The sequence below is a fragment of the Pseudomonas sp. NPDC079086 genome, assembly GCF_044542155.1.
Classification (GTDB): Bacteria; Pseudomonadota; Gammaproteobacteria; order Pseudomonadales; family Pseudomonadaceae; genus Aquipseudomonas.
This window is the reverse complement of the sequence record NZ_JBITTY010000001.1, coordinates 1502751-1522375: the sequence shown is the minus strand read 5'-3', so window position 1 is coordinate 1522375 and position 19625 is coordinate 1502751. Positions and strand designations below refer to the sequence as shown.

General features: G+C 54.6%; 18 protein-coding genes. 12 read left to right on the top strand and 6 right to left on the bottom strand.

Features of this window, described 5'->3' with window-relative positions; all coding sequences use genetic code 11:
- Window positions 1-45: 45 nt before the first annotated feature.
- A complete protein-coding gene (rluD, locus tag ACIGEK_RS07075; protein ID WP_397492605.1) occupies window positions 46-1020 on the bottom strand; it encodes a 23S rRNA pseudouridine(1911/1915/1917) synthase RluD in 975 nt (324 codons plus the stop codon).
- Between the two features lie 147 nt (window positions 1021-1167).
- Here rluD and ACIGEK_RS07070 point away from each other — a divergent pair, with 147 nt between their 5' ends.
- From ACIGEK_RS07070 to ACIGEK_RS07055, 4 genes are all read left to right on the top strand, one after another.
- On the top strand, window positions 1168-2151 hold the full coding sequence (locus tag ACIGEK_RS07070) for an outer membrane protein assembly factor BamD (protein ID WP_397492604.1): 984 nt from the start codon (window positions 1168-1170) through the stop codon (window positions 2149-2151).
- A 211-nt stretch (window positions 2152-2362) separates the two neighbouring features.
- A complete protein-coding gene (locus tag ACIGEK_RS07065) occupies window positions 2363-2608 on the top strand; it encodes a PP0621 family protein (RefSeq protein ID WP_397492603.1) in 246 nt (81 codons plus the stop codon).
- Entirely contained in the window at window positions 2598-4187 is a 1590-nt protein-coding gene (locus tag ACIGEK_RS07060; RefSeq protein ID WP_397492602.1) for a sensor histidine kinase, read from the top strand. Before ACIGEK_RS07065 ends, ACIGEK_RS07060 begins: the two co-directional genes overlap by 11 nt.
- Before the next feature lie 2 nt (window positions 4188-4189).
- Window positions 4190-5527, top strand: coding sequence for a sigma-54-dependent transcriptional regulator (locus ACIGEK_RS07055; protein WP_397492601.1), 1338 nt, complete (start codon window positions 4190-4192; stop codon window positions 5525-5527).
- A 69-nt stretch (window positions 5528-5596) separates the two neighbouring features.
- Here the strand turns inward: ACIGEK_RS07055 and thiO are convergent, their stop codons facing one another.
- Entirely contained in the window at window positions 5597-6703 is a 1107-nt protein-coding gene (gene thiO, locus ACIGEK_RS07050) for a glycine oxidase ThiO (RefSeq protein ID WP_397492600.1), read from the bottom strand.
- A gap of 157 nt (window positions 6704-6860) precedes the next feature.
- Here thiO and ACIGEK_RS07045 point away from each other — a divergent pair, with 157 nt between their 5' ends.
- From ACIGEK_RS07045 to ACIGEK_RS07010, 8 genes are all read left to right on the top strand, one after another.
- A complete protein-coding gene (locus tag ACIGEK_RS07045; protein WP_397492599.1) occupies window positions 6861-7376 on the top strand; it encodes a GspH/FimT family protein in 516 nt (171 codons plus the stop codon).
- A gap of 153 nt (window positions 7377-7529) precedes the next feature.
- Window positions 7530-8021: a GspH/FimT family pseudopilin gene (locus ACIGEK_RS07040; protein ID WP_397492598.1), complete on the top strand. Its 492-nt coding sequence runs from the start codon at window positions 7530-7532 to the stop codon at window positions 8019-8021.
- A complete protein-coding gene (gene pilV / locus ACIGEK_RS07035; RefSeq protein ID WP_397492597.1) occupies window positions 8018-8551 on the top strand; it encodes a type IV pilus modification protein PilV in 534 nt (177 codons plus the stop codon). The genes ACIGEK_RS07040 and pilV overlap by 4 nt, the downstream gene beginning before the upstream one ends.
- An 8-nt stretch (window positions 8552-8559) precedes the next feature.
- Entirely contained in the window at window positions 8560-9369 is an 810-nt protein-coding gene (locus tag ACIGEK_RS07030; RefSeq protein WP_397492596.1) for a PilW family protein, read from the top strand.
- Complete coding sequence (locus ACIGEK_RS07025) at window positions 9366-9974, top strand: PilX N-terminal domain-containing pilus assembly protein (RefSeq protein WP_397492595.1); 609 nt, start codon at window positions 9366-9368, stop codon at window positions 9972-9974. The genes ACIGEK_RS07030 and ACIGEK_RS07025 overlap by 4 nt, the downstream gene beginning before the upstream one ends.
- An 11-nt stretch (window positions 9975-9985) precedes the next feature.
- Window positions 9986-13573 (top strand): pilus assembly protein, encoded by a 3588-nt coding sequence (locus ACIGEK_RS07020; RefSeq protein WP_397492594.1) that lies wholly within the window; start codon window positions 9986-9988, stop codon window positions 13571-13573.
- Between the two features lie 2 nt (window positions 13574-13575).
- A complete protein-coding gene (locus ACIGEK_RS07015; RefSeq protein ID WP_397492593.1) occupies window positions 13576-13893 on the top strand; it encodes a PilY2 family type 4a fimbrial biogenesis protein in 318 nt (105 codons plus the stop codon).
- Window positions 13883-14314 carry a type IV pilin protein gene (locus tag ACIGEK_RS07010; RefSeq protein WP_397492592.1) on the top strand — a complete coding sequence of 144 codons (432 nt, stop codon included), beginning with the start codon at window positions 13883-13885 and terminating at the stop codon, window positions 14312-14314. The genes ACIGEK_RS07015 and ACIGEK_RS07010 overlap by 11 nt, the downstream gene beginning before the upstream one ends.
- Before the next feature lie 381 nt (window positions 14315-14695).
- Here ACIGEK_RS07010 and ispH read toward each other — a convergent pair whose 3' ends face one another.
- From ispH to ileS, 4 genes are all read right to left on the bottom strand, one after another.
- Window positions 14696-15643, bottom strand: coding sequence for a 4-hydroxy-3-methylbut-2-enyl diphosphate reductase (gene ispH / locus ACIGEK_RS07005; protein ID WP_397492591.1), 948 nt, complete (start codon window positions 15641-15643; stop codon window positions 14696-14698).
- Between the two features lie 195 nt (window positions 15644-15838).
- Window positions 15839-16276 (bottom strand): FKBP-type peptidyl-prolyl cis-trans isomerase, encoded by a 438-nt coding sequence (fkpB, locus tag ACIGEK_RS07000; RefSeq protein WP_275960662.1) that lies wholly within the window; start codon window positions 16274-16276, stop codon window positions 15839-15841.
- The gene (lspA, locus tag ACIGEK_RS06995; RefSeq protein ID WP_397493096.1) at window positions 16273-16779 is read right to left on the bottom strand and encodes a signal peptidase II; all 507 of its coding nucleotides are present in this window, start codon (window positions 16777-16779) and stop codon (window positions 16273-16275) included. Before lspA ends, fkpB begins: the two co-directional genes overlap by 4 nt.
- 7 nt (window positions 16780-16786) lie before the next feature.
- A complete protein-coding gene (gene ileS, locus ACIGEK_RS06990) occupies window positions 16787-19618 on the bottom strand; it encodes an isoleucine--tRNA ligase (RefSeq protein WP_397492590.1) in 2832 nt (943 codons plus the stop codon).
- Window positions 19619-19625 lie beyond the last annotated feature (7 nt).

Sequence of the window (19625 nt, the reverse complement as noted above, 5' to 3'; positions counted from 1 at the left end):
GTCACCCTGCTCCCTATTTCCCGTCGCGGTATTAGCCAACTCTTTTCAGCCGATAAAGGCCTCACGGTCCTGACGCAATAGCGTCAGCAACCAAACAAAGTCATCTGGCAATGGCGACTGCCATTTCATCCGCTCACCGGTAATCGGATGATCCAGCTCAAGGAAACGCGCATGCAAGGCCTGGCGCGGAAACTCCTTGAGAGTTTGCACCATGCTCGGGTTGGCCGCCGGCGGAATACGGAAACGCCCGCCGTAGACCGGGTCGCCCACCAGCGGGTAGCCGATATGGCTCATGTGTACGCGAATCTGGTGGGTGCGACCGGTTTCCAGCTTGACCCGCGCATGGGTATGCGAGCGATAGCGCTCCAGCACCCGGTAGTGGCTGACCGCCGGCTTGCCGCCATCGCTCACCGCCATGCGCTGACGCTGCGAGGAGCTGCGGCCAATCGGCGCGTTGATCTTGCCGCCCGAGGTGATCACGCCAATCACGATGCATTCATAGATACGGCTGACCGAGCGCTTCTGCAGCTGGTCGACCAGGCGGGTCTGCGCTTCGATGGTCTTGGCCACCACCATCAGGCCGGTGGTGTCCTTGTCCAGACGATGAACAATGCCAGCGCGCGGCACATTGATAATGTCCGGCACGTGGTGCAACAAAGCGTTGAGCAAGGTGCCGTCGGCATGCCCGGCAGCCGGGTGCACAACCAGACCGGCCGGTTTGTCGATCACCAGAATTTGCTCGTCTTCATAGACGATATTTAGCGCGATGTCCTGGGCGATCCATTCGCCTTGGGCTTCCTGCTCAGCGTTCAACGCCAGCAATGCACCACCGTGGACGATGTCGCGCGGGCGCAACACCTCGCCATCGACGGTCAGCAGACCCTCTTTGATCCAGGCAGACAGACGCGAACGCGAGTGCTCGGCGAACAGGAGTGCGGCGATTTGATCGAGGCGTTGACCGCCCATTTCATAGGGCACCTCGGCGTTCAGTTGAATAATCTGCTTATTAATAGAGGACATGCTCGGCAACAGAGGGGGCATAGCTTTTGGTTTCGGCTACACGCTTGTGGTTAAATACGGCGTCTTTGCCCCAGGGGTACCGGGGGCGCTCATCATAACAGGACGGCTTTGCTCAAGACAGCCGCCGTCACAGGGACGCAAGCCGCCATGCAAGTGAAACACCTGCTGCTGATCGCAATCCTCGCCCTCACCGCCGCCTGCTCATCGAAACCGGTGGTCGACGAAAATCTGAGTGAAGCCGAACTCTACCAGCAGGCACAGGCCGACCTGGACAATAGTAGCTACACCGCCGCAGTAGCCAAGCTCAAGGCGCTGGAGTCGCGCTATCCGTTCGGCCGCTATGCCGAGCAAGCGCAGCTGGAGCTGATCTACGCCTACTACAAGAACGTTGAGCCAGAAGCGGCCAAATCCGCAGCGGATCGTTTTATCCGCCTGCACCCGCAGCACGCTAACGTTGATTACGCCTACTACCTCAAAGGCCTGGCCTCGTTCGACCAGGACCGCGGCCTGATTGCCCGCTTCGTCCCGCTGGACATGACCAAGCGCGACCCAGGTGCCGCCCGCGACTCCTATAACGAGTTCGCCCAGCTCACTAGCCGCTTCCCTACCAGCCGCTACGCGCCAGATGCCAAGCAGCGCATGATCTACCTGCGCAACCTACTGGCGGCCTACGAAATTCACGTGGCGCACTACTACCTGACCCGCAATGCCTACGTGGCTGCTGCCAACCGAGGTCGTTACGTGGTGGAAAACTTCCAGGAAACCCCAGCAGTCGGCGACGGCCTGGCAGTAATGACTGAAGCATACCAGCGCCTGACCCTGGATGACCTTGCCGCCACCAGCCTGGAAACCCTCAAACTCAACTACCCGGATCACCCGAGCCTGGTAGACGGCCAGTTCGTTCCGCGCGAAGAAGAAGCCGACAGCCGCTCCTGGCTGGCTAAGGCCACGCTGGGCCTGATCGAAACCGATACCCCGCTGCCGCCGGGCGAAACCCGCGCCAGCCAAGACGTGATTCGCCAGTACGAAGATGCCGAAGAGCAAATTCCGGACGACCTCAAGGCAGGCACCAGCGAAGAGCAGCAGAGCCGCTCCTGGTTCAGCTACCTGACCTTTGGCCTGTTCGACTAAGCCGGCAAAGCGCAAGAAAAAAGGGAGGCCCAAGGCCTCCCTTTTTCTTGGCCAAATGGCCGAAGCTGGGCTGCACGCAAGCCCACCACATAACACCAAGCTCCACTTATCGCTCAAAGCAGCGGAAACGACACTCAGCGCACGCTTTCAATGCTGGGCGCACACAAACGGGTTAGCTAAACTGCCCGCTTACCGATAGAAAGAGAGCGCCATGGGCCTGTTCCGCTTACTATTCTGGATTGCCATCATTGCGTCCGCGCTTTGGCTGTGGCGACGCCTTACTCGACCAGCAGCCCATCGAACCGAAGACCGCAAAACCAGCGCAGCACCCACCCCCATGGTGCGCTGCGATCATTGCGGCACCCATGTACCGCGCGACCATGCATTGGCAAAAGGTGAACAGTGGTTCTGCAGCCAGACCCACCTAGAACAAGGCCCACAATCCGGTGAGCGCTGATTTCTCCCTAAGCGGGGGGCAAAGCTGGCGAATCCTGCGGCTCTACCATCTGTACCGCCTGGTTATTGGCATTACCCTGGCGCTGCTGATTTCCAGCGACCTCGACGCACAACTGCTAGACATGATGCACCCGACGCTGTTTCGCAATGGCAGCTGGCTGTATCTGGTACTCAACGTCCTGGTCATCGCTACAGTGCGCCGCCCCAAGCGCCTGGCGCAGATATTCAGCCTCGCCCTGGTCGATGTGATTCTGCTGTCTGGCCTGTTCTATGCCGCCGGCGGCACACCCAGCGGCATCGGCAACCTGCTGATTGTTGCCGTGGCGATCGCCAATATCCTCTTGCGCGGACGTATCGGCCTGCTGATTGCCGCAGTCGCCGCAACGGGCATGATCTACCTGACCTTCTACCTCAGCCTCAGCCGACCGGCTGCGGCTGCCCAGTACGTGCAGGCCGGAGCACTTGGCGCACTGTGCTTTGCCGCCGCACTGTTTGTGCAGGGCCTGACACGCCGCTTGCAAGTCAGCGAAAACCTGGCGGAGCAGCGCGCTGCCGACGTGGCCAACCTGGAAGCGCTGAACGCCCTGATCCTGCAACGTATGCGCACGGGCATTCTGGTGCTGGATGAATTGCATCGTGTGCTGCTAGCCAACCAGGGCGCCAACCACCTGCTTGGACATGCCGACCTAACCGGCAAAATTCTCGATCCACACTGCCCGGGGCTGATCAAGCGCATGCAGCAATGGTCACACAACCCCAGCCTACGCCCTACCAGCCTGCAAGCAGCGCCCGATGGCCGCGTGCTGCAGCCGAGTTTTATTGCCCTGCAGCGCGGCGAATATAAACATACGCTGATCTTTCTTGATGACATCTCGCAGATCGCCCAGCAGGCACAACAACTCAAGCTCGCCTCGCTGGGCCGCCTGACTGCCGGTATCGCCCACGAGATTCGCAACCCACTGGGGGCCATCAGTCACGCCGCACAGCTGCTGCAAGAGTCGGAAGAACTGGAAGGCCCGGACCTGCGCCTGGCACAGATCATCCAGGACCACTCGCGGCGCATGAACCTGGTGATCGAGAACGTCCTGCAACTGTCGCGACGGCGCCAAGCCGAGCCGCAATTACTGGACCTGAAGTATTGGCTGCACCGGTTTGCCAGCGAGTTCCGCAGCAGCGCGGCACCCGGCCAGACCCTGCACCTGGAGACCAGCAGCGGCAGCATTCAAACCCGGATGGACCCGCACCAGCTCACGCAAGTGCTGAGTAACCTGGTAGAGAACGGCCTGCGCTACAGCGCGCAAAAGAACAAGCACGGGCAAGTCTGGCTGAAGCTGTTTCGCGACCCGGAGAGCGAGCTGCCGGTACTCGAGGTGCTGGACGACGGCCCAGGCGTTGCCGAAGAACAACTGCATCACCTGTTCGAACCCTTCTACACCACCGAAAACAAGGGCACCGGCCTGGGCCTGTATATTTCTCGCGAGCTGTGCGAAAGCAATCAGGCCCGCCTCGACTATAAACTTCGTGAAGGTGGCGGCAGCTGCCTGCGTATCACCTTCGCCCACCCGCGCAAACTGAGCTGACCATGACCCGCCAGAGAGCCCTGATCGTCGATGACGAACCCGATATTCGTGAACTCCTGGAGATCACCCTAGGGCGCATGAAACTCGACACCCGCAGCGCGCGCAACGTCAAGGAAGCCCGCGAGTGGCTGGCCAAGGAGCCCTTCGACCTATGCCTGACCGATATGCGCCTGCCTGACGGCACCGGCCTGGAACTGGTGCAACATATTCTGCTGCGCCACCCGCAAGTACCGGTGGCGATGATCACCGCCTACGGTAGCCTGGACACCGCGATCAACGCCCTGAAAGCCGGCGCATTCGACTTTCTGACCAAGCCAGTTGACCTCGGCCGCCTGCGCGAACTGGTTGCCGCCGCCTTGCGTCTGCGCAGTGCCGATGGCGAAGAGCTGCCGGTGGATAGCCGCTTGCTCGGCGACTCACCGCCGATGAGGGCTATGCGCAAACAAATCCTCAAACTCGCGCGCAGCCAGGCACCGGTATATATCAGCGGCGAATCCGGCAGCGGCAAGGAGCTGGTCGCCCGCCTGATCCACGAGCAGGGCTCACGCGGCGAACAACCCTTTATTCCCGTCAACTGCGGCGCCATCCCCACCGAACTGATGGAAAGTGAGTTCTTCGGCCACAAGAAAGGCAGCTTCACTGGCGCCATCGAAGACAAACAAGGGCTGTTCCAGGCCGCCAACGGTGGCACCCTGTTCCTCGACGAGGTCGCCGATCTGCCACTGCCGATGCAGGTCAAACTGCTGCGCGCGATTCAGGAAAAAGCCGTACGCGCCGTAGGTGGTCAGCAGGAACTGATTGTCGATGTGCGCATCCTCTGCGCCACCCACAAGGACCTGGCCGGCGAAGTTGCAGCCGGGCGTTTCCGCCAGGACCTGTACTACCGCCTCAATGTGATCGAACTGCGCGTGCCCGCCCTACGCGAGCGTCGCGAGGACATCGCACTGCTAGCCGGCATCATGCTTAAGCGCCTGGCCGACGGCACCGGCCTAAGCCCGGCTAAGCTGGACGACGACGCCCTGGAGAAGCTCAAGAGCTACCGTTTCCCGGGCAACGTGCGCGAACTGGAGAACATGCTCGAGCGCGCCTACACCCTGTGCGAAGACGATCGCATCACCACCAATGACCTGCGCCTGGCAGACAGCGTACCGATCAGCGAGAACGGCGAAGCCAATCTCGCACAAATCGACAATCTGGAAGACTACCTGGAAGCCATCGAACGCAAGTTAATCATGCAGGCCCTGGAAGAAACCCGCTGGAACCGAACGGCCGCCGCGCAGCGCCTGGGCCTGAGCTTTCGCTCAATGCGCTACCGTCTGAAGAAACTTGGTATCGACTAACGCCATCCATCTCAAGGCACCATCTGAGGACGGGGCTTTAGCCGCAAAGCCCCACCCAAATCGATCGAATCAAACAGCCGAAGCCAGCCGACCAGCAGGCGCATAGGGTGCCGGATCAACAATTGGCTCACGCCCGAGCATCAGGTCTGCCAGCAACTGGCAGGACGCTGGCGCCAGCACCAGTCCATTGCGGTAATGCCCGCAGTTCAGCCACAAACCCTCATACCCCGGCACCGATCCAATAAACGGAATGCCCTCAGGCGAACCAGGCCGCAACCCGGCCCAATGCCCTACCACCTCGGCATCGGCCAGCGCCGGTAGCAACTCGATAGCGGAAGCCTTCAAGCTAGCCAGCGCCTCATCGGTCGGCGTTTTGTCAAACCCGGCATACTCAAGCGTGCTGCCGATCAGAATATGGCCGTCACGGCGCGGAATCGCATAGCGCCCTTTAGCCAGCACAATGGCAGGCAGAAAGTCTTCGGCACATTTGTACAAGATCATCTGCCCTTTGACCGGCACCACAGGCAACTCAATGCCGAGGGCCTTCATCAGCTCACCGCTCCAGGCACCTGCTGCGAGCACCACCTGATCAGCGTGCATATCGCCACGACTTGTATGCACACCCGTGATGCGCGCGCCCTCACGAATAAAACCACTAACCGCACAGTGCTCATGCAAGGTGACATTCGGCATCTGCTGCAACGCCGCTCGCAGCGCCTTGACCAAGCGCGGATTGCGCACATTCGCCACATCGGCCATCTGCACCGCCCGCCCAAAGCCCTCAGCCAAGGCCGGCACCGCACGCTCGACTACAGCAACATCCACACGCTGCAGCGGCCGCCCCTGACGCTGCGCCCAGGCAAGCGCCTCAGCCTCGTCATCAAGATCAAGCCAATACAACCCGGTGACATACACCTCCGGATCAATCTGCGTCTGCGACAGCAACTGCTCACCCAAACGCGGATAAAAATCCTGCGACCAATGCGCCAACGCCGTTACCGCTGAGCTGTAACGCCAGGGATAGAGCGGCGATACGATACCGCCACCCGCCCAGGAGGACTCCGCCCCCACAGACTGGGAATCAAACAATGCAACATGGTTGCCGACTGATGCCAACGCATAAGCCGATAGCAAGCCAAGCACCCCACTACCAACGATGAGCTGACATTCGGCCACGTAAAAACCTAAAAAATAAAATAGCGTTATTGAAATCACTCAATGGCGAGAAAGCTTATCAAAAATGGACTTGCGCCACGTAAAAAAACGACTAGGTTTTAAATGCGAACAAAGGCTATCAAGGATTGCTAGCCTGTACATCAAAAGGATCAATATAATGTCAAAGAAGAAAATTAGCGGAGCGACGCTGACTGAGGTAATCATCGCGACATCAATTATCTCTATAGCAATATCTATAGCTGCGCCTCTGCTCATCGAACTATTCAAAACCAGCCAAAGCAAAGCGCTTCTCAGCGAGGCTAGAAGCGCGATTGAATACGCAAGAACGATTGCTATATTAAATAGAGAGATCATAGAAATATGCGGAATTGGCAACCAATCAACCTGCAATAGCGACTGGTCAAACGGTTGGATTATTAAAGAGCTAAAAACTCAAAAACCAATACAGATACGAAAACTAGACGGCTCAACCAAAATAAGAAGAAGCGGCTTCACACAAAGCATACGATTCTATCCAAATGGAACAACACCGATAAGCAACGGCAGAATTTATCAATGCAACAACCGTAAAATTACGTGGCAATTAGTGATAAACCGGCAGGGCCGATTAAAAACAAGCCCTGAAAACGATAACCTTTCTCAAGACTACCGATGCAAGGATGAGCAAGCCTGAAACCTGTACAAGCACAATGTTCTAGACGCCGCCAGAGCACGGGAAATAGTAGTGACAACCGATCATCCCCCCCAGAGCACCAGCTGTCATCGAGCCAATGACAGGACGAAAATCATTCTAGAGGATATGCTGACTGCCCCCTAGGAGAGCACAATGACGCCTCAACCACGCCCGCACGGATTCAGCCTGATAGAGCTCATGGTTGTTCTAGCCCTATTTGCAATTGCTATAGCAATTGCCGTGCCCAACCTAGCTAGCTTGATCCGAAACGATCAAATAGAAAGCCAAGCACAGCAAATAAATAGTTTGCTCCAGTACGCCAGAAGCGAGGCTGTTGCACGTAGAGCGCGAATCAATCTCAGCAACAACGGAAACACTTGGACAGTAAAAGACTTAAGTAGAAATCAGAATTTACGACAAGAGATATTTGACGCTACAAATATTTCAATTGCCACCAACCCATCACCACTTACTGTAACTTATAGCCCTAACGGCACAGCAAGTGCAGTTAGGGCAATCGTTTGTAATGACGGCAAACCAGAAACCGCATATCTGATCACGATACAAGCAAGCGGAAGCAGTAGAATACATGCCCGTGGAAAACAAGCGAACAACACGACAGCCTTAGGGGGGTGTACGCCATGAATCGGCACGTAGGTATGTCCGGCTTTAGTATGATTGAAGTTCTAGTGACATTAATAATTGTGACAACAGGTGTTTTAGGCATGGTTGCAATGCAAGGCCGGAGCATTCAATTCACTCAAGACTCTGCCCAACGCGGCACCGCTGGCAATATGGCGAATGAACTACTTGAACTCATGCGTGCCAACCCAGAAGCATTCCTTGACTCTCGCGAACGCTACAAGGAGACCTCCGATTTCTACAAAGCAAAAGGCAGTGACTTTCCGCCTTGCCCTAAGCCAGCACTTACCGCACAGGATCAGCTTGGTTGCTGGGCCGAACGCGCCGGCGAGAACCTTCCAGGGGGGAACGAACTGCTGAAAAGCCATTTTCAGATATGTAGGAGCCCATCGCCGGGCGTTTGCAACGCAACAAAAGGCTCGGCAATAGAAATAATCATGGCGTGGCGAGTCAAGTCTGGCACCTGTATTGATGCGAATGATCAATCAGCGGACAAATCAATATGTTCATTCAATCTACGCACTCAGCTGTGAGCAGAAAAATGGATAAAAAACTGTTACACCAAAATGGCTTATCCATGATTGAGCTTTTAGTCGCGCTGGCGCTTAGCTGCTTCCTCCTTCTTGGAGTTTCACAGCTTTTTATTGATAGTCGATACAATTATTTCTTCCAACAAGGCCAGGCCAGCAATCAAGAAAATAGCAGATTTACGCTGCTACTTCTTGAACAGCAGCTTGTTAAAGCAGGTTACAGGCGTTTAGCAGACACCCCAATGGAAAGCGCTTTTCCTAAAGCTGAACCTGCTGGGGGATGCAGTGAATTCATTGCAGGCCAAGTAATTGCTCCATCAACAGGCGATCTCGGCATATGCCTCCGCTACCAAGCAGCAACGGCCAGCGAAAGCGACTGTCTTGGAAATTTAATACCGGGAACACCTGGCAAGTCTTTCGATAAAGTCCCCAACGATGCAACTAAAACCTATCGAATAACATTCACCCCAGGCACAGGAAAGTCCGCAGGCTCATTACAATGCGGAGGCCAAGAAATTGTATCCGGGATTGAAGACATCAATATCAGTTACGCAGTAGGACCTAAGGGCAAACGCAGCGTTGAGACTTTCACCGAAACCCCAACTGCTGACCAAGTCGTTAGAGGCGTACGCTTTTCTGTGCTTGCAAGTAGCGGCGAAGCTGACCTGCGTAAAGGCGTAGGAGAAGGCGTCGACAGCAAAGCCAAAGCAGACTGGATAACCTATTACGGCGGAAACAAAGCTGCGCTCGACGCTAAAGAGCATGGTCAGTTACTCCTTATAGGCCAAGGCGCACAAACTCTTCGGAATATGATGCCATGATCAAAAACCCAAACACGAAGCAAAATGGCGCAACGCTTATAGTTGCACTAATAATGCTTTTGATAATTACGATTCTAGCAGTCGGCAGTATGCGTGAAGTCACGCTTGAAAGCCGCATAACTGCCAACACAATCGAACAAAAGCGCCTACTAAACTTGGCAGACTCTGGTTTGCGTGAAGCAGAGCGCAGATTTAACAACACATTTACAGCCCAAGAACCTGGTGAAGGCTGTGAGCTAACAAACAAGAAGTATCCATGCTTAGTCAACCTTGCCGCACTGGGCCTTGATATAAATGTGCTACATGCCGACCCCAGAGAATTCGACAAAATAGATCCATCAGATGCCCGAGCCTGGATGCCCTATATAGGTTCAGACATTGACAACCCAACGATTCTAGATCCGACCAGGACTATCACATGGAACAGCATACCTATCCCATCTGGCGAGCAGAACAGTGAAGCTCTAAATCCAGAATATGGAAATTTGATGCGCGGTGAAGGCACATTTTTTTATGCCACCAATAGTAGAGCCCGAGCCACAACAGGCACAGAAGGGTCAGCCCTGCTGCAGTCTACTGTAGCACGCGTCTATACAAGCAACTGATGGAGAGCGCAATGAACGCACTTTTAGTAAAAGGCAGTAAATTACTGACAGCTAGCTCTCTCAGTATTGCAATCATGGCTAGCGCACAACAAGCAAGCGCAGCCGCAATGGTACCAAGCCAACAACCTCTATTTCTTACGCAAGGTGTTGCACCTAACATCTTAGTAACTCTCGATGACTCGGGCAGTATGGCATTCGCTTACGCCCCTGACGCAGCAGTCAGCGAACGAAACAAGAACTACTTTAAATCTAATTATTTTAACCCCATGTACTACTCGCCAACAACGGAGTACAAACTTCCTAAAAAAGTAACTCTAGTTTCTGGCGAATTAAAAATAACAGAATACGATACACCTACGTTCACCGCCGCATGGAAGAACGGATTTACTAAAGCATCAGCTGTTAACCTCTCATCGAACTATGCTGCTACCGTAGATTATGGCCGCGGCTCAGATGTGGATACGGCAGCAGATGGTCGTGCGCACTACTATGAGTACCGGCCAAACAACGCAAATTGCAACAAGACAAAAACCGACACAGACTGTTATAGCAAAGTAAATATTCCTGCGACCGCAGCTGCAGAGAAAAACTTTGCAATCTGGTATTCATTTTATCGAACTCGTGCCCTTGCAACACAAACAGCAGCTAACCTCGCGTTCTATTCATTGCCAGAAAATGTACGCCTTACATGGCAGGTGCTAAACAATAGCAGCTGTAACGTGATGGGTAGCGGCTCAAGCTCAGGCAACTGTAATACTAACTACCTACGGGAGTTTTCAGGCCAGCACCGTGCCAACTTTTTCACTTGGCTTGAGAAACTAAGCGTAACTGGTGGCACACCATTACGCCGAGCAATGCAGCGCGCAGGTGATTTTCTAGGCCAAACAGGTATTAATGGCCCCTATGCATACTCACTAGGCAAACAAACAAATCCAGAGTATGCGTGCCGCCCCACCTACCATATTTTAATGACTGATGGTATCTGGAACAGCGACAGTGCCTCAGTGGGCAATGCTGACAACACAAACATCGCAACACTCCCAGACGGTAAATCCTATACGGCTATTGCCCCGTACAAGGATGGTGCAAGCAATACAGTTGCAGACCTTGCCTTCAACTACTGGAGACGGGATGCACGCACAAATATAGATAACAAAATCAAGCCTTTTATCTCCGCGGCGAACCCTACTGACTCGACAAAAGAATATTGGGACCCACGTAACAACCCGTCCACATGGCAGAACATGACCACGTTCACCCTAGGCCTTGGACTGACCTCAAGCCTAACAAGCCCCGCATGGGGCGGGTCAACCTTCGAGGGAGATTACGGCAAACTCGCAGACGGCTCTATTACATGGCCAGCGGCGTCTAATAATTCCGCAAACAACGTCTATGACCTTTGGCATGCGGCGATTAACTCCCGTGGCGAGTTTTTCAGTGCCGATTCTCCCGAAGATATGGTGTCAGCTTTCCAAACGATTCTTACGCGTATCGGTGATCGCAATAATTCTGCCGCACGGCCAGCAATTACAGCAAAACTGCAAGAGAGCCCATCGGGCGACACCTTGTTGCGTTATGCATACCAAAGCAGCTTCGACAGTTCAAAAAACTGGGCTGGTGACTTGATTCGCTACAAACTCGAAGAAAAATTCGGTATCACCGAGAAAATCAAAGAATGGAGCGCACAGGAAAAGCTTGAAGCACAAGATCCTGATAGCAGGAAAATAATGATTGCCGGCAACTCCGCGACAAACCTGGTTGATTTCCAGTGGAGCAATCTGAATGCAGCACAACGCGCACTCCTGAATCGTAACCCTGATAGCAATAATACGGTTGATGCGTTGGGTGAGGCCAGACTGCAATTCATCCGCGGGAAGAGCAATGCGAACTTCAGAGACCGAGTAACTCGTCTCGGCGACATTATCAACTCCGCTCCGGCTGTGGTTGCCAACGCACAGTACCTTGCATATCTGGCCAACCCTATAGAGTTTGATAGCATTCCTTATGGGGACTTTAAAAGTAAAGTAGACAAGACAAGCACAACACAAGGACGTAAACGACTTATATACGTTGGTGCAAACGACGGCATGCTCCATGCATTTGATGAGGCTACCGGTAAGGAAGAATTTGCATTTATACCATCAACTATCTTTGAAAAGCTCAACCTACTTGCAGGCAACAGTTATAAGGGTAGTGCTCACCAGTTCTACGTTGATGGCAGCCCCGTAGTGGCAGATACGGTAATTGATGGCGAATGGCGCACAGTACTAATTGGTACATTCAGGGCTGGCGGAAAAGGTATTTTCGCACTAGATGTTACAGACCCAAGCAAAATCAAACTTTTATGGGAGATTAATCTTACTACTGAAGTGGATATGGGTCACAGCATGCCAAAACCTACTGTTGCGCGCCTGCACAACGGTCAGTGGGCGGTAGTAACTGGTAATGGCTACTCCAGCCAGGATGACAAAGCAGCGCTGTTAATTTTCAACGTTAAGGACGGCAGCCTTATTCGGAAGCTCGAAGTTAAAGGCAAAGAAGGTGTTCCTAATGGTCTTTCAACACCAAAACTAGCAGACAACAATAGTGATGGCGTAGCCGATTATGCTTATGCAGGCGACCTTCAGGGTAATATGTGGCGCTTTGATTTACTGACCAAAACTACAGCAGACGTAAGCCTCGACTCTGAGCGCCTAGGACGCACAACTGCTGTTTCTGGTGGGAAACTTGTCTCTGCCGAAAAACCAGAAAACGCCAAAAACTTTAAGGTTTCATTTGGCGGAAAACCACTATTTTCCGCACAAGCTAGTGATAACTCTAGCCAAGCAATTACTGCGGCGCCCTCCATTGTTCGGCACCCCTCAAGCACGGGTTACATCATCGTCTTCGGCACAGGAAAATACTTCCAAGCCAGCGATGCGGGAGCCGATACAAGCAGAGCCCAAACCCTTTACGGCATATGGGACAAACAAACAAAAGGCCAACCGGCCTTAACTACACCAAGCATCAATAGATCCAAGGTCGGGACAGAGTACACTTATCTTACTGAGCAGACTTTCACTGAGGAAGTTAATAGCGCAACCTTTACTAACGAAGCGGGGAGCAGCAACAACCGCAATATAAGGATACTTAGCCAGAACCCACTCGAGTGGCACGATAGCACTACCGGCAAAGGAAAATACGGTTGGCTTCTCGACTTCAAAGTCAACACCACTCTCGAAGGTGAAATGGTAGTTGACGACATGATCGCCATTGGTCAAGTCTTACTCGCGCAGACATTGACACCTAATGACGATCCCTGCGCGGACGGTGTATCAAACTGGACCTATGGCATAAACCCAGCAACCGGGGGACGACTCGACTTTGGTGTTTTTGACCTTGCTCGCCAAGGCTATGTTGACTCCCGTTCAAACTATAAAAAAGCTGACGGAAGTACCGTGCCGGTCTCAGGCTACCAAAATGACGGTATGGGCGGCCTGATTGTGACGACGACACCAGAAGGCCAAATTCAAGTATGCACTTCAAGCAGCTGTGAAACTATTGACCCCGGCTTAGAGTCAAGTGGACGTCAAAGCTGGCGCATTGTTGAGGATTACTAACCATGAAAATGCATAAGATGCTGCTTCTTCTAGGAGTTATTGTTTCTCCTTCTATACTGGCGGCCACCTTCGAAGAAGTGGGTCATATTCAAGAAGTTTCTGTTGAAAAAAACACAATCACTGTAAACAACAATAAATACTCACTGGCGAACTCTGTACTATCAAGTAATTCGCCGGTGATATTCTCGTTAAAACCAGGCGCTTTGATTAATTTTTCCGGCGACATCGGATCGCCAAACAACATCATTAAAAGCGTTTACATCCATGAGCTACCGCCACTAACGGCAGAAGAAATGGACGGACTCAAAAATGCAGAATAAGGACAAAGGCTTTACTTTAGTTGAGCTAATGATGGTTATCGCAATAATTGGGATCATCGCGTCTATCGCGATACCCAACTACAGCGAATACATGACTAGAACAAAGAGAACTGAAGCTATCGGCTTACTTAGTGACATTGCAGCTCGTCAAGAAAGATTCTTAGCACAGAACAATCGCTACATAACAAATAATGACGAATTGGCCTTGCTGGGGGTACAAAAAACAGATACCGCAGCTAAGAAAATAATATCCGAGAATGGCTACTACGAAGCACAAGTATCCTCTGTCGCTAATGATGGCGGTTACACACTGACAGCAACACAAAAAATTGGCGACACTGCATGTGGAAATATGACGCTTAATGCCCTAGGTATAAAAGGCCGGTCTGGAACAAAGCCTGTTGAGGAATGCTGGAAATAATAAAGACTCGCTAAAAATCTGTACCTACACCCCTTCCTCCATATATCTAATATGGGAGGAAGTGGTGTAGCGGGGTTAGTGCCCCACCTCCAACAACGGTAGATTATTTAGAACAGCAGTAAACCGTCATGTGTTACACACGACTTTTACTTCCTTGTTTTAAATAGAACACTCTACCTAAGTCTGATATCCGACACACTCCCACCCACCATCGCACTCATACCTCTGATTGATCGGCCATTGCAGGTATCAGAACGAATGTGCAGAGCGAGTTGATACACCGACAGCCAGAAGCGCCACAACCCTCATGCCTGCATAAATATCAGACATATTCAGATGAAAAAAACGGATTGCATTATGAATATATAACTGACTTAAAGGTCACTGCCTTGCAATAACCCTTAACTCCTTCGGCATCGAGAACGTCACATTTTCCGGTCGCCCCAGCAACTCTTGCGAACCTGTAGCGCCCCACTCGCTCAATTGCTGAATAACCCCCTGCACTAGCACCTCAGGCGCCGATGCCCCTGCAGTAATACCAATACCCGCAACACCCACAAACCACTCCTGTTTAAGATCCTCTGCCCCGTCGATCAGGTAGGCCGGGGTGCCCATGCGATCGGCCAGTTCGCGCAGGCGGTTGGAGTTTGAGCTGTTGGGGCTGCCGACCACCAGTAGCACATCGCACTCAGCGGCGAGCTGTTTGACGGCGTCCTGACGGTTTTGGGTGGCGTAGCAGATGTCGTCCTTTCGTGGGCCGCCGATGGCGGGGAATTTCGTGCGCAGGGCGTCGATTACTTTGCTGGTATCGTCCATCGATAAGGTGGTCTGAGTGACAAAAGCCAGTGCTCCTGGATTTCGAACCTGCAGTTCAGCTACATCGGTTTCATCTTCTACCAGGTAGATAGCGCCGCCGTTGCTGTCGTCGTATTGGCCCATGGTGCCTTCAACTTCCGGGTGGCCTTCGTGGCCTATCAGGATGCACTCGCGCCCTTCCCGGCTGTAACGCACCACTTCCATATGTACTTTGGTCACCAGCGGGCAGGTGGCGTCGAATATCTTCAGGCCACGGCGCTCGGCCTCATTGCGCACGGCCTGGGAGACGCCGTGCGCGCTGAAAATGACGATAACGTCGTCAGGAATCTGATCCAGTTCTTCGACAAATACGGCGCCGCGCGAGCGCAGATCCTCGACCACAAACTTGTTGTGCACCACTTCATGGCGTACGTAGATCGGTGGACCGAAGACTTCCAACGCACGGTTGACGATCTCAATGGCGCGGTCGACGCCGGCACAGAAGCCACGGGGATTGGCGAGTTTGATATGCATGCTGGTTATCTCGACGCGCGTAAACGGAAGTTGCCGCGGAAAGGTTAGCGGCACGTTGCGTGCTTAAGCCACGAATACCGCGCAGCCCAACAACACGGTACCTGACATACGAACCACGGTGGGTAACGGCGCGCCAAATAACTGCTTCAAGCTCAGCCTTGGCGCCTAACCCACCCTACAAAGATATAGCGCTGATCAGAGCGCTTTGACCTCAATAATTTCCACATCGAAGCTCAGCGCCTTGCCAGCTAGCGGGTGGTTGAAGTCGATGGTCACCTGGCTGTCGTCAAAAGCTTTGACCACACCCGGCAGCTCGGCATTGGCGGCATCATTGAAGATCACCAGCAGGCCTTCAGACAGTTCCATATCCTGAAACTGGCTGCGCGGCATGATCTGGATATTCTGCGGATTGCCCTGACCAAAGCCCTGCTCCGGGCTGATCGACAGGCTGCGCTTGTCACCCGCCTTCAGCCCGTAAATAGCTTGTTCAAAGCCTGGCAGCAGGTTGCCATCGCCGACCTTGAAGGTCGCGGGCTTTTTATCGAAGGTGCTGTCGACTACATCGCCGTTGTCCAGCTTGAGGGCGAAATGCAGGGTCACTTCCCTGTCCGGACCGATACGCACGTCAGTCATTTACCTGTTTCTCCGGACTTTTCACTCTTGAACATATCCAGCGCCAGCAGGATGGCGCCACCGGTGATGGCCATATCAGCCACGTTGAAGGCCGGGAAGTACCATTGCTGATGCCAGTGCAGCAGGATGAAGTCGACCACATGGCCGAATATCACACGGTCCACCAGGTTACCCAGCGCACCGCCCAGCACCAAAGCCAGGGCAACTGCCAACCAGCTCTCACCCGGCTTGAGGCGTTTGAGCCAGACCACCAGCACCGCGCTGACCACCAGCGCAATCGCCGCGAAGAACCAGCGCTGCCAGCCGGCGGCATCAGCCAGGAAGCTGAATGCCGCGCCTGTGTTGTAGGCCAAAGTCCAGCTGAAGTAATCCGGAATGATCACGATCTGCTGATACATGTTCAGGTTGTTGTCGAACCAGAACTTGCTCGCCTGATCGACCACAAACACCAGCAGGCTCAGCCATAGCCAGGCCAAGTGCCCGAAACGGCTGGCCTTAGGCATGCCGTTATTAAGCATAGTGACGAACCTCGCCCGCGCCTTCGATGTTGTCCACGCAACGACCGCAGATTTCCGGATGCGCCGGATTCACCCCGACATCCTCACGGTGATGCCAGCAACGGGCACACTTGGCGTGGCCGGACTTCAACACTTTCAGCTTGAGCCCCGCCACTTCGGTTTCCACGGCATCGCTAGGCGCACTGGCGAGCGGAGCCAGGCTGGCGGTGGAGGTGATAAGCACGAAGCGCAGCTCGTTGCCCAGCTTGTTTAGATCGGCGATCAGGCTGTCCTCAGCGTACAGGGTCACTTCAGCCTGCAGGTTGCCACCAATGGCCTTGGCCGCGCGCAGGTTTTCCATTTCCTTGTTCACCGCGACCTTGACCGCCATAACGCGCTCCCAGAACGCACGATCCAGCTCGAAGCCTTCTGGCAGTTCACTCAGGCCTTGATACCAACCATTGAGCATCACCGACTCGTTACGCACGCCCGGCAGGTATGTCCACAGCTCATCAGCGGTGAAGGACAACACAGGGGCGATCCAGCGCACCAACGCTTCAGCGATATGGTACAGAGCGCTCTGACAAGAGCGACGCGCCACGCTGTCAGCCGCAGTGGTGTACTGACGGTCTTTGATGATGTCGAGGTAGAAACCGCCCAATTCCTGCACGCAGAAGTTGTGCACCTTCTGGTAAACGTTCCAGAAGCGATAGCTGTCGTACGCTTCTTCAATCTCGCGCTGCAGCAGCAGAGCGCGGTCCATCGCCCAGCGATCCAGCGCCAGCATGTCTTCGGCAGGCAGTAGGTGCTGCGAAGGATCGAAGCCGCTGAGGTTGGAGAGCAGGAAGCGTGCGGTATTGCGGATGCGTCGGTAGGAGTCGGCGCTGCGCTGCAGGATGACCTTGGATACGGCCATCTCGCCGGAATAGTCGGTAGACGACACCCACAGACGCAGGATATCGGCGCCCAGGCTGTCATTTACTTCCTGCGGGGCAACGACATTGCCCAGCGACTTGGACATCTTGCGACCGTTCTCATCGACCACAAAGCCGTGGGTCAGCAGCTCTTTGTACGGCGCGTGGCCGTCGATGGCCGCGCCAGTCAGCAAGGATGAATGGAACCAACCACGGTGCTGGTCGGAACCCTCCAGATACAGGTCGGCACGCGGGCCGCTGGCATGACCCAGGTTGTGCGAACCGCGCAGCACGTGCCAGTGGGTGGTACCGGAGTCGAACCAGACGTCGAGGGTGTCACTGATCTTGTCGTAGTCAGCCGCTTCATCGCCCAGCAGCTCGGCTGCATCTAGTTTAAACCAGGCCTCGATGCCCTCTTGCTCGACACGCTTGGCCACCTCTTCCATCAACTCAGCGCTACGCGGGTGCAATTCACCGGTAGCCTTGTTCAGGAAGAACGGGATTGGCACACCCCAGTTACGCTGACGCGAGATGCACCAGTCCGGACGACCAGCGATCATGCTGTGCAGGCGCGCCTGGCCCCAGGCCGGAACGAATGCAGTCTGCTCGATGGCGGCCAGTGCGCGTTCACGCAGGGTGTCGCCGTCGTTAGGCTGCTTGTCCATGCCGACAAACCACTGCGCGGTGGCGCGGTAGATCAGCGGGGTCTTGTGGCGCCAGCAGTGCATGTAGCTGTGCTGGATGGCTTCGTGCTTGAGCAGCGCGCCAACTTCTTCCAGCTTGGCGACGATGGCCGGGTTGGCCTTCCAGATAAACTGGCCGCCGAAGAACGGCAGGTCGGTGACATACACACCATTGCTCTGCACCGGGCTGAGGATGTCGTCATTACTCATGCCGTAACCTTTGCAGGAACGGAAGTCGTCCTCGCCATAGGCCGGAGCCGAGTGCACCACACCAGTACCGGCGCCCAGCTCGACGTACTCGGCCAGATACACTGGCGCAAAACGCTCATAGAACGGATGACGGAAACGGATCAGCTCCAGCGCAGCCCCCCCTGCAGTGGCGATCACTTCGCCCTGCAGGCCATAACGGGCCAGACAGCCTTCCACCAACTCTTCGGCCAGCAACAACAGGCGCTCACCGGTATCGACCAGCGCGTAGGTGAACTCCGGGTGAACGTTCAGCGCCTGGTTGGCCGGAATGGTCCACGGCGTTGTGGTCCAGATCACAATGGAGGCTGGCTTAGGCAAGCTGGCCAGGCCAAACGCGGCGGCCAGCTTGTCGACATCTTCAACGACGAAGGCCACGTCGATGGCATCGGATTTTTTGTCCTGGTACTCGACCTCGGCCTCAGCCAACGCCGAGCCGCAATCGAAGCACCAGTTGACCGGCTTCAGGCCCTTGAACACAAAGCCCTGCTTGACCATCTCAGCCAGCGCGCGGATCTCGCCCGCTTCGTTGGCAAAATCCATGGTCTTGTACGGGTTGTCCCAGTCGCCCAACACACCGAGGCGGACGAAGTCGGCCTTCTGCCCCTCGATCTGCTCACCGGCATAGGTGCGGCAGCGCTCGCGGGTCAGGTCGGACGGCTGATTCTTACCAAAGGTGGTTTCCACCTTGTGCTCAATCGGCAGGCCATGGCAGTCCCAACCCGGCACATAGGGGGCGTCGAAGCCAGCCAGGGTTTTGGAACGGGTGATGATGTCCTTGAGGATCTTGTTGACCGCATGACCGATATGGATGCTGCCGTTTGCATAGGGCGGGCCGTCGTGCAGGACGAACTTCGGCCGGCCTTCGCCTTGCGCGCGTAGCTTCTGATACAGGCCAATCTCGTTCCAGCGCTGCAGAATCTGCGGCTCGCGCTGTGGCAGGCCGGCCTTCATAGGAAATTGGGTATCAGGCAGATTAAGCGTGGCTTTGTAATCGGTCATGTCAGGC

Coding starts and splice junctions, on each gene's coding strand:
- fkpB (WP_275960662.1), bottom strand. CDS start 16,276: ATGACTGACGTGCGTATCGGTCCGGACAGGGAAGTGACCCTGCATTTC.
- ACIGEK_RS07030 (WP_397492596.1), top strand. CDS start 8,560: ATGGATAAAAAACTGTTACACCAAAATGGCTTATCCATGATTGAGCTT.
- ACIGEK_RS07040 (WP_397492598.1), top strand. CDS start 7,530: ATGACGCCTCAACCACGCCCGCACGGATTCAGCCTGATAGAGCTCATG.
- ACIGEK_RS07010 (WP_397492592.1), top strand. CDS start 13,883: ATGCAGAATAAGGACAAAGGCTTTACTTTAGTTGAGCTAATGATGGTT.
- ACIGEK_RS07015 (WP_397492593.1), top strand. CDS start 13,576: ATGAAAATGCATAAGATGCTGCTTCTTCTAGGAGTTATTGTTTCTCCT.
- ACIGEK_RS07055 (WP_397492601.1), top strand. CDS start 4,190: ATGACCCGCCAGAGAGCCCTGATCGTCGATGACGAACCCGATATTCGT.
- ACIGEK_RS07020 (WP_397492594.1), top strand. CDS start 9,986: ATGAACGCACTTTTAGTAAAAGGCAGTAAATTACTGACAGCTAGCTCT.
- rluD (WP_397492605.1), bottom strand. CDS start 1,020: ATGTCCTCTATTAATAAGCAGATTATTCAACTGAACGCCGAGGTGCCC.
- ispH (WP_397492591.1), bottom strand. CDS start 15,643: ATGCATATCAAACTCGCCAATCCCCGTGGCTTCTGTGCCGGCGTCGAC.
- pilV (WP_397492597.1), top strand. CDS start 8,018: ATGAATCGGCACGTAGGTATGTCCGGCTTTAGTATGATTGAAGTTCTA.
- ileS (WP_397492590.1), bottom strand. CDS start 19,618: ATGACCGATTACAAAGCCACGCTTAATCTGCCTGATACCCAATTTCCT.
- ACIGEK_RS07070 (WP_397492604.1), top strand. CDS start 1,168: ATGCAAGTGAAACACCTGCTGCTGATCGCAATCCTCGCCCTCACCGCC.
- ACIGEK_RS07065 (WP_397492603.1), top strand. CDS start 2,363: ATGGGCCTGTTCCGCTTACTATTCTGGATTGCCATCATTGCGTCCGCG.
- ACIGEK_RS07045 (WP_397492599.1), top strand. CDS start 6,861: ATGTCAAAGAAGAAAATTAGCGGAGCGACGCTGACTGAGGTAATCATC.
- ACIGEK_RS07025 (WP_397492595.1), top strand. CDS start 9,366: ATGATCAAAAACCCAAACACGAAGCAAAATGGCGCAACGCTTATAGTT.
- lspA (WP_397493096.1), bottom strand. CDS start 16,779: ATGCCTAAGGCCAGCCGTTTCGGGCACTTGGCCTGGCTATGGCTGAGC.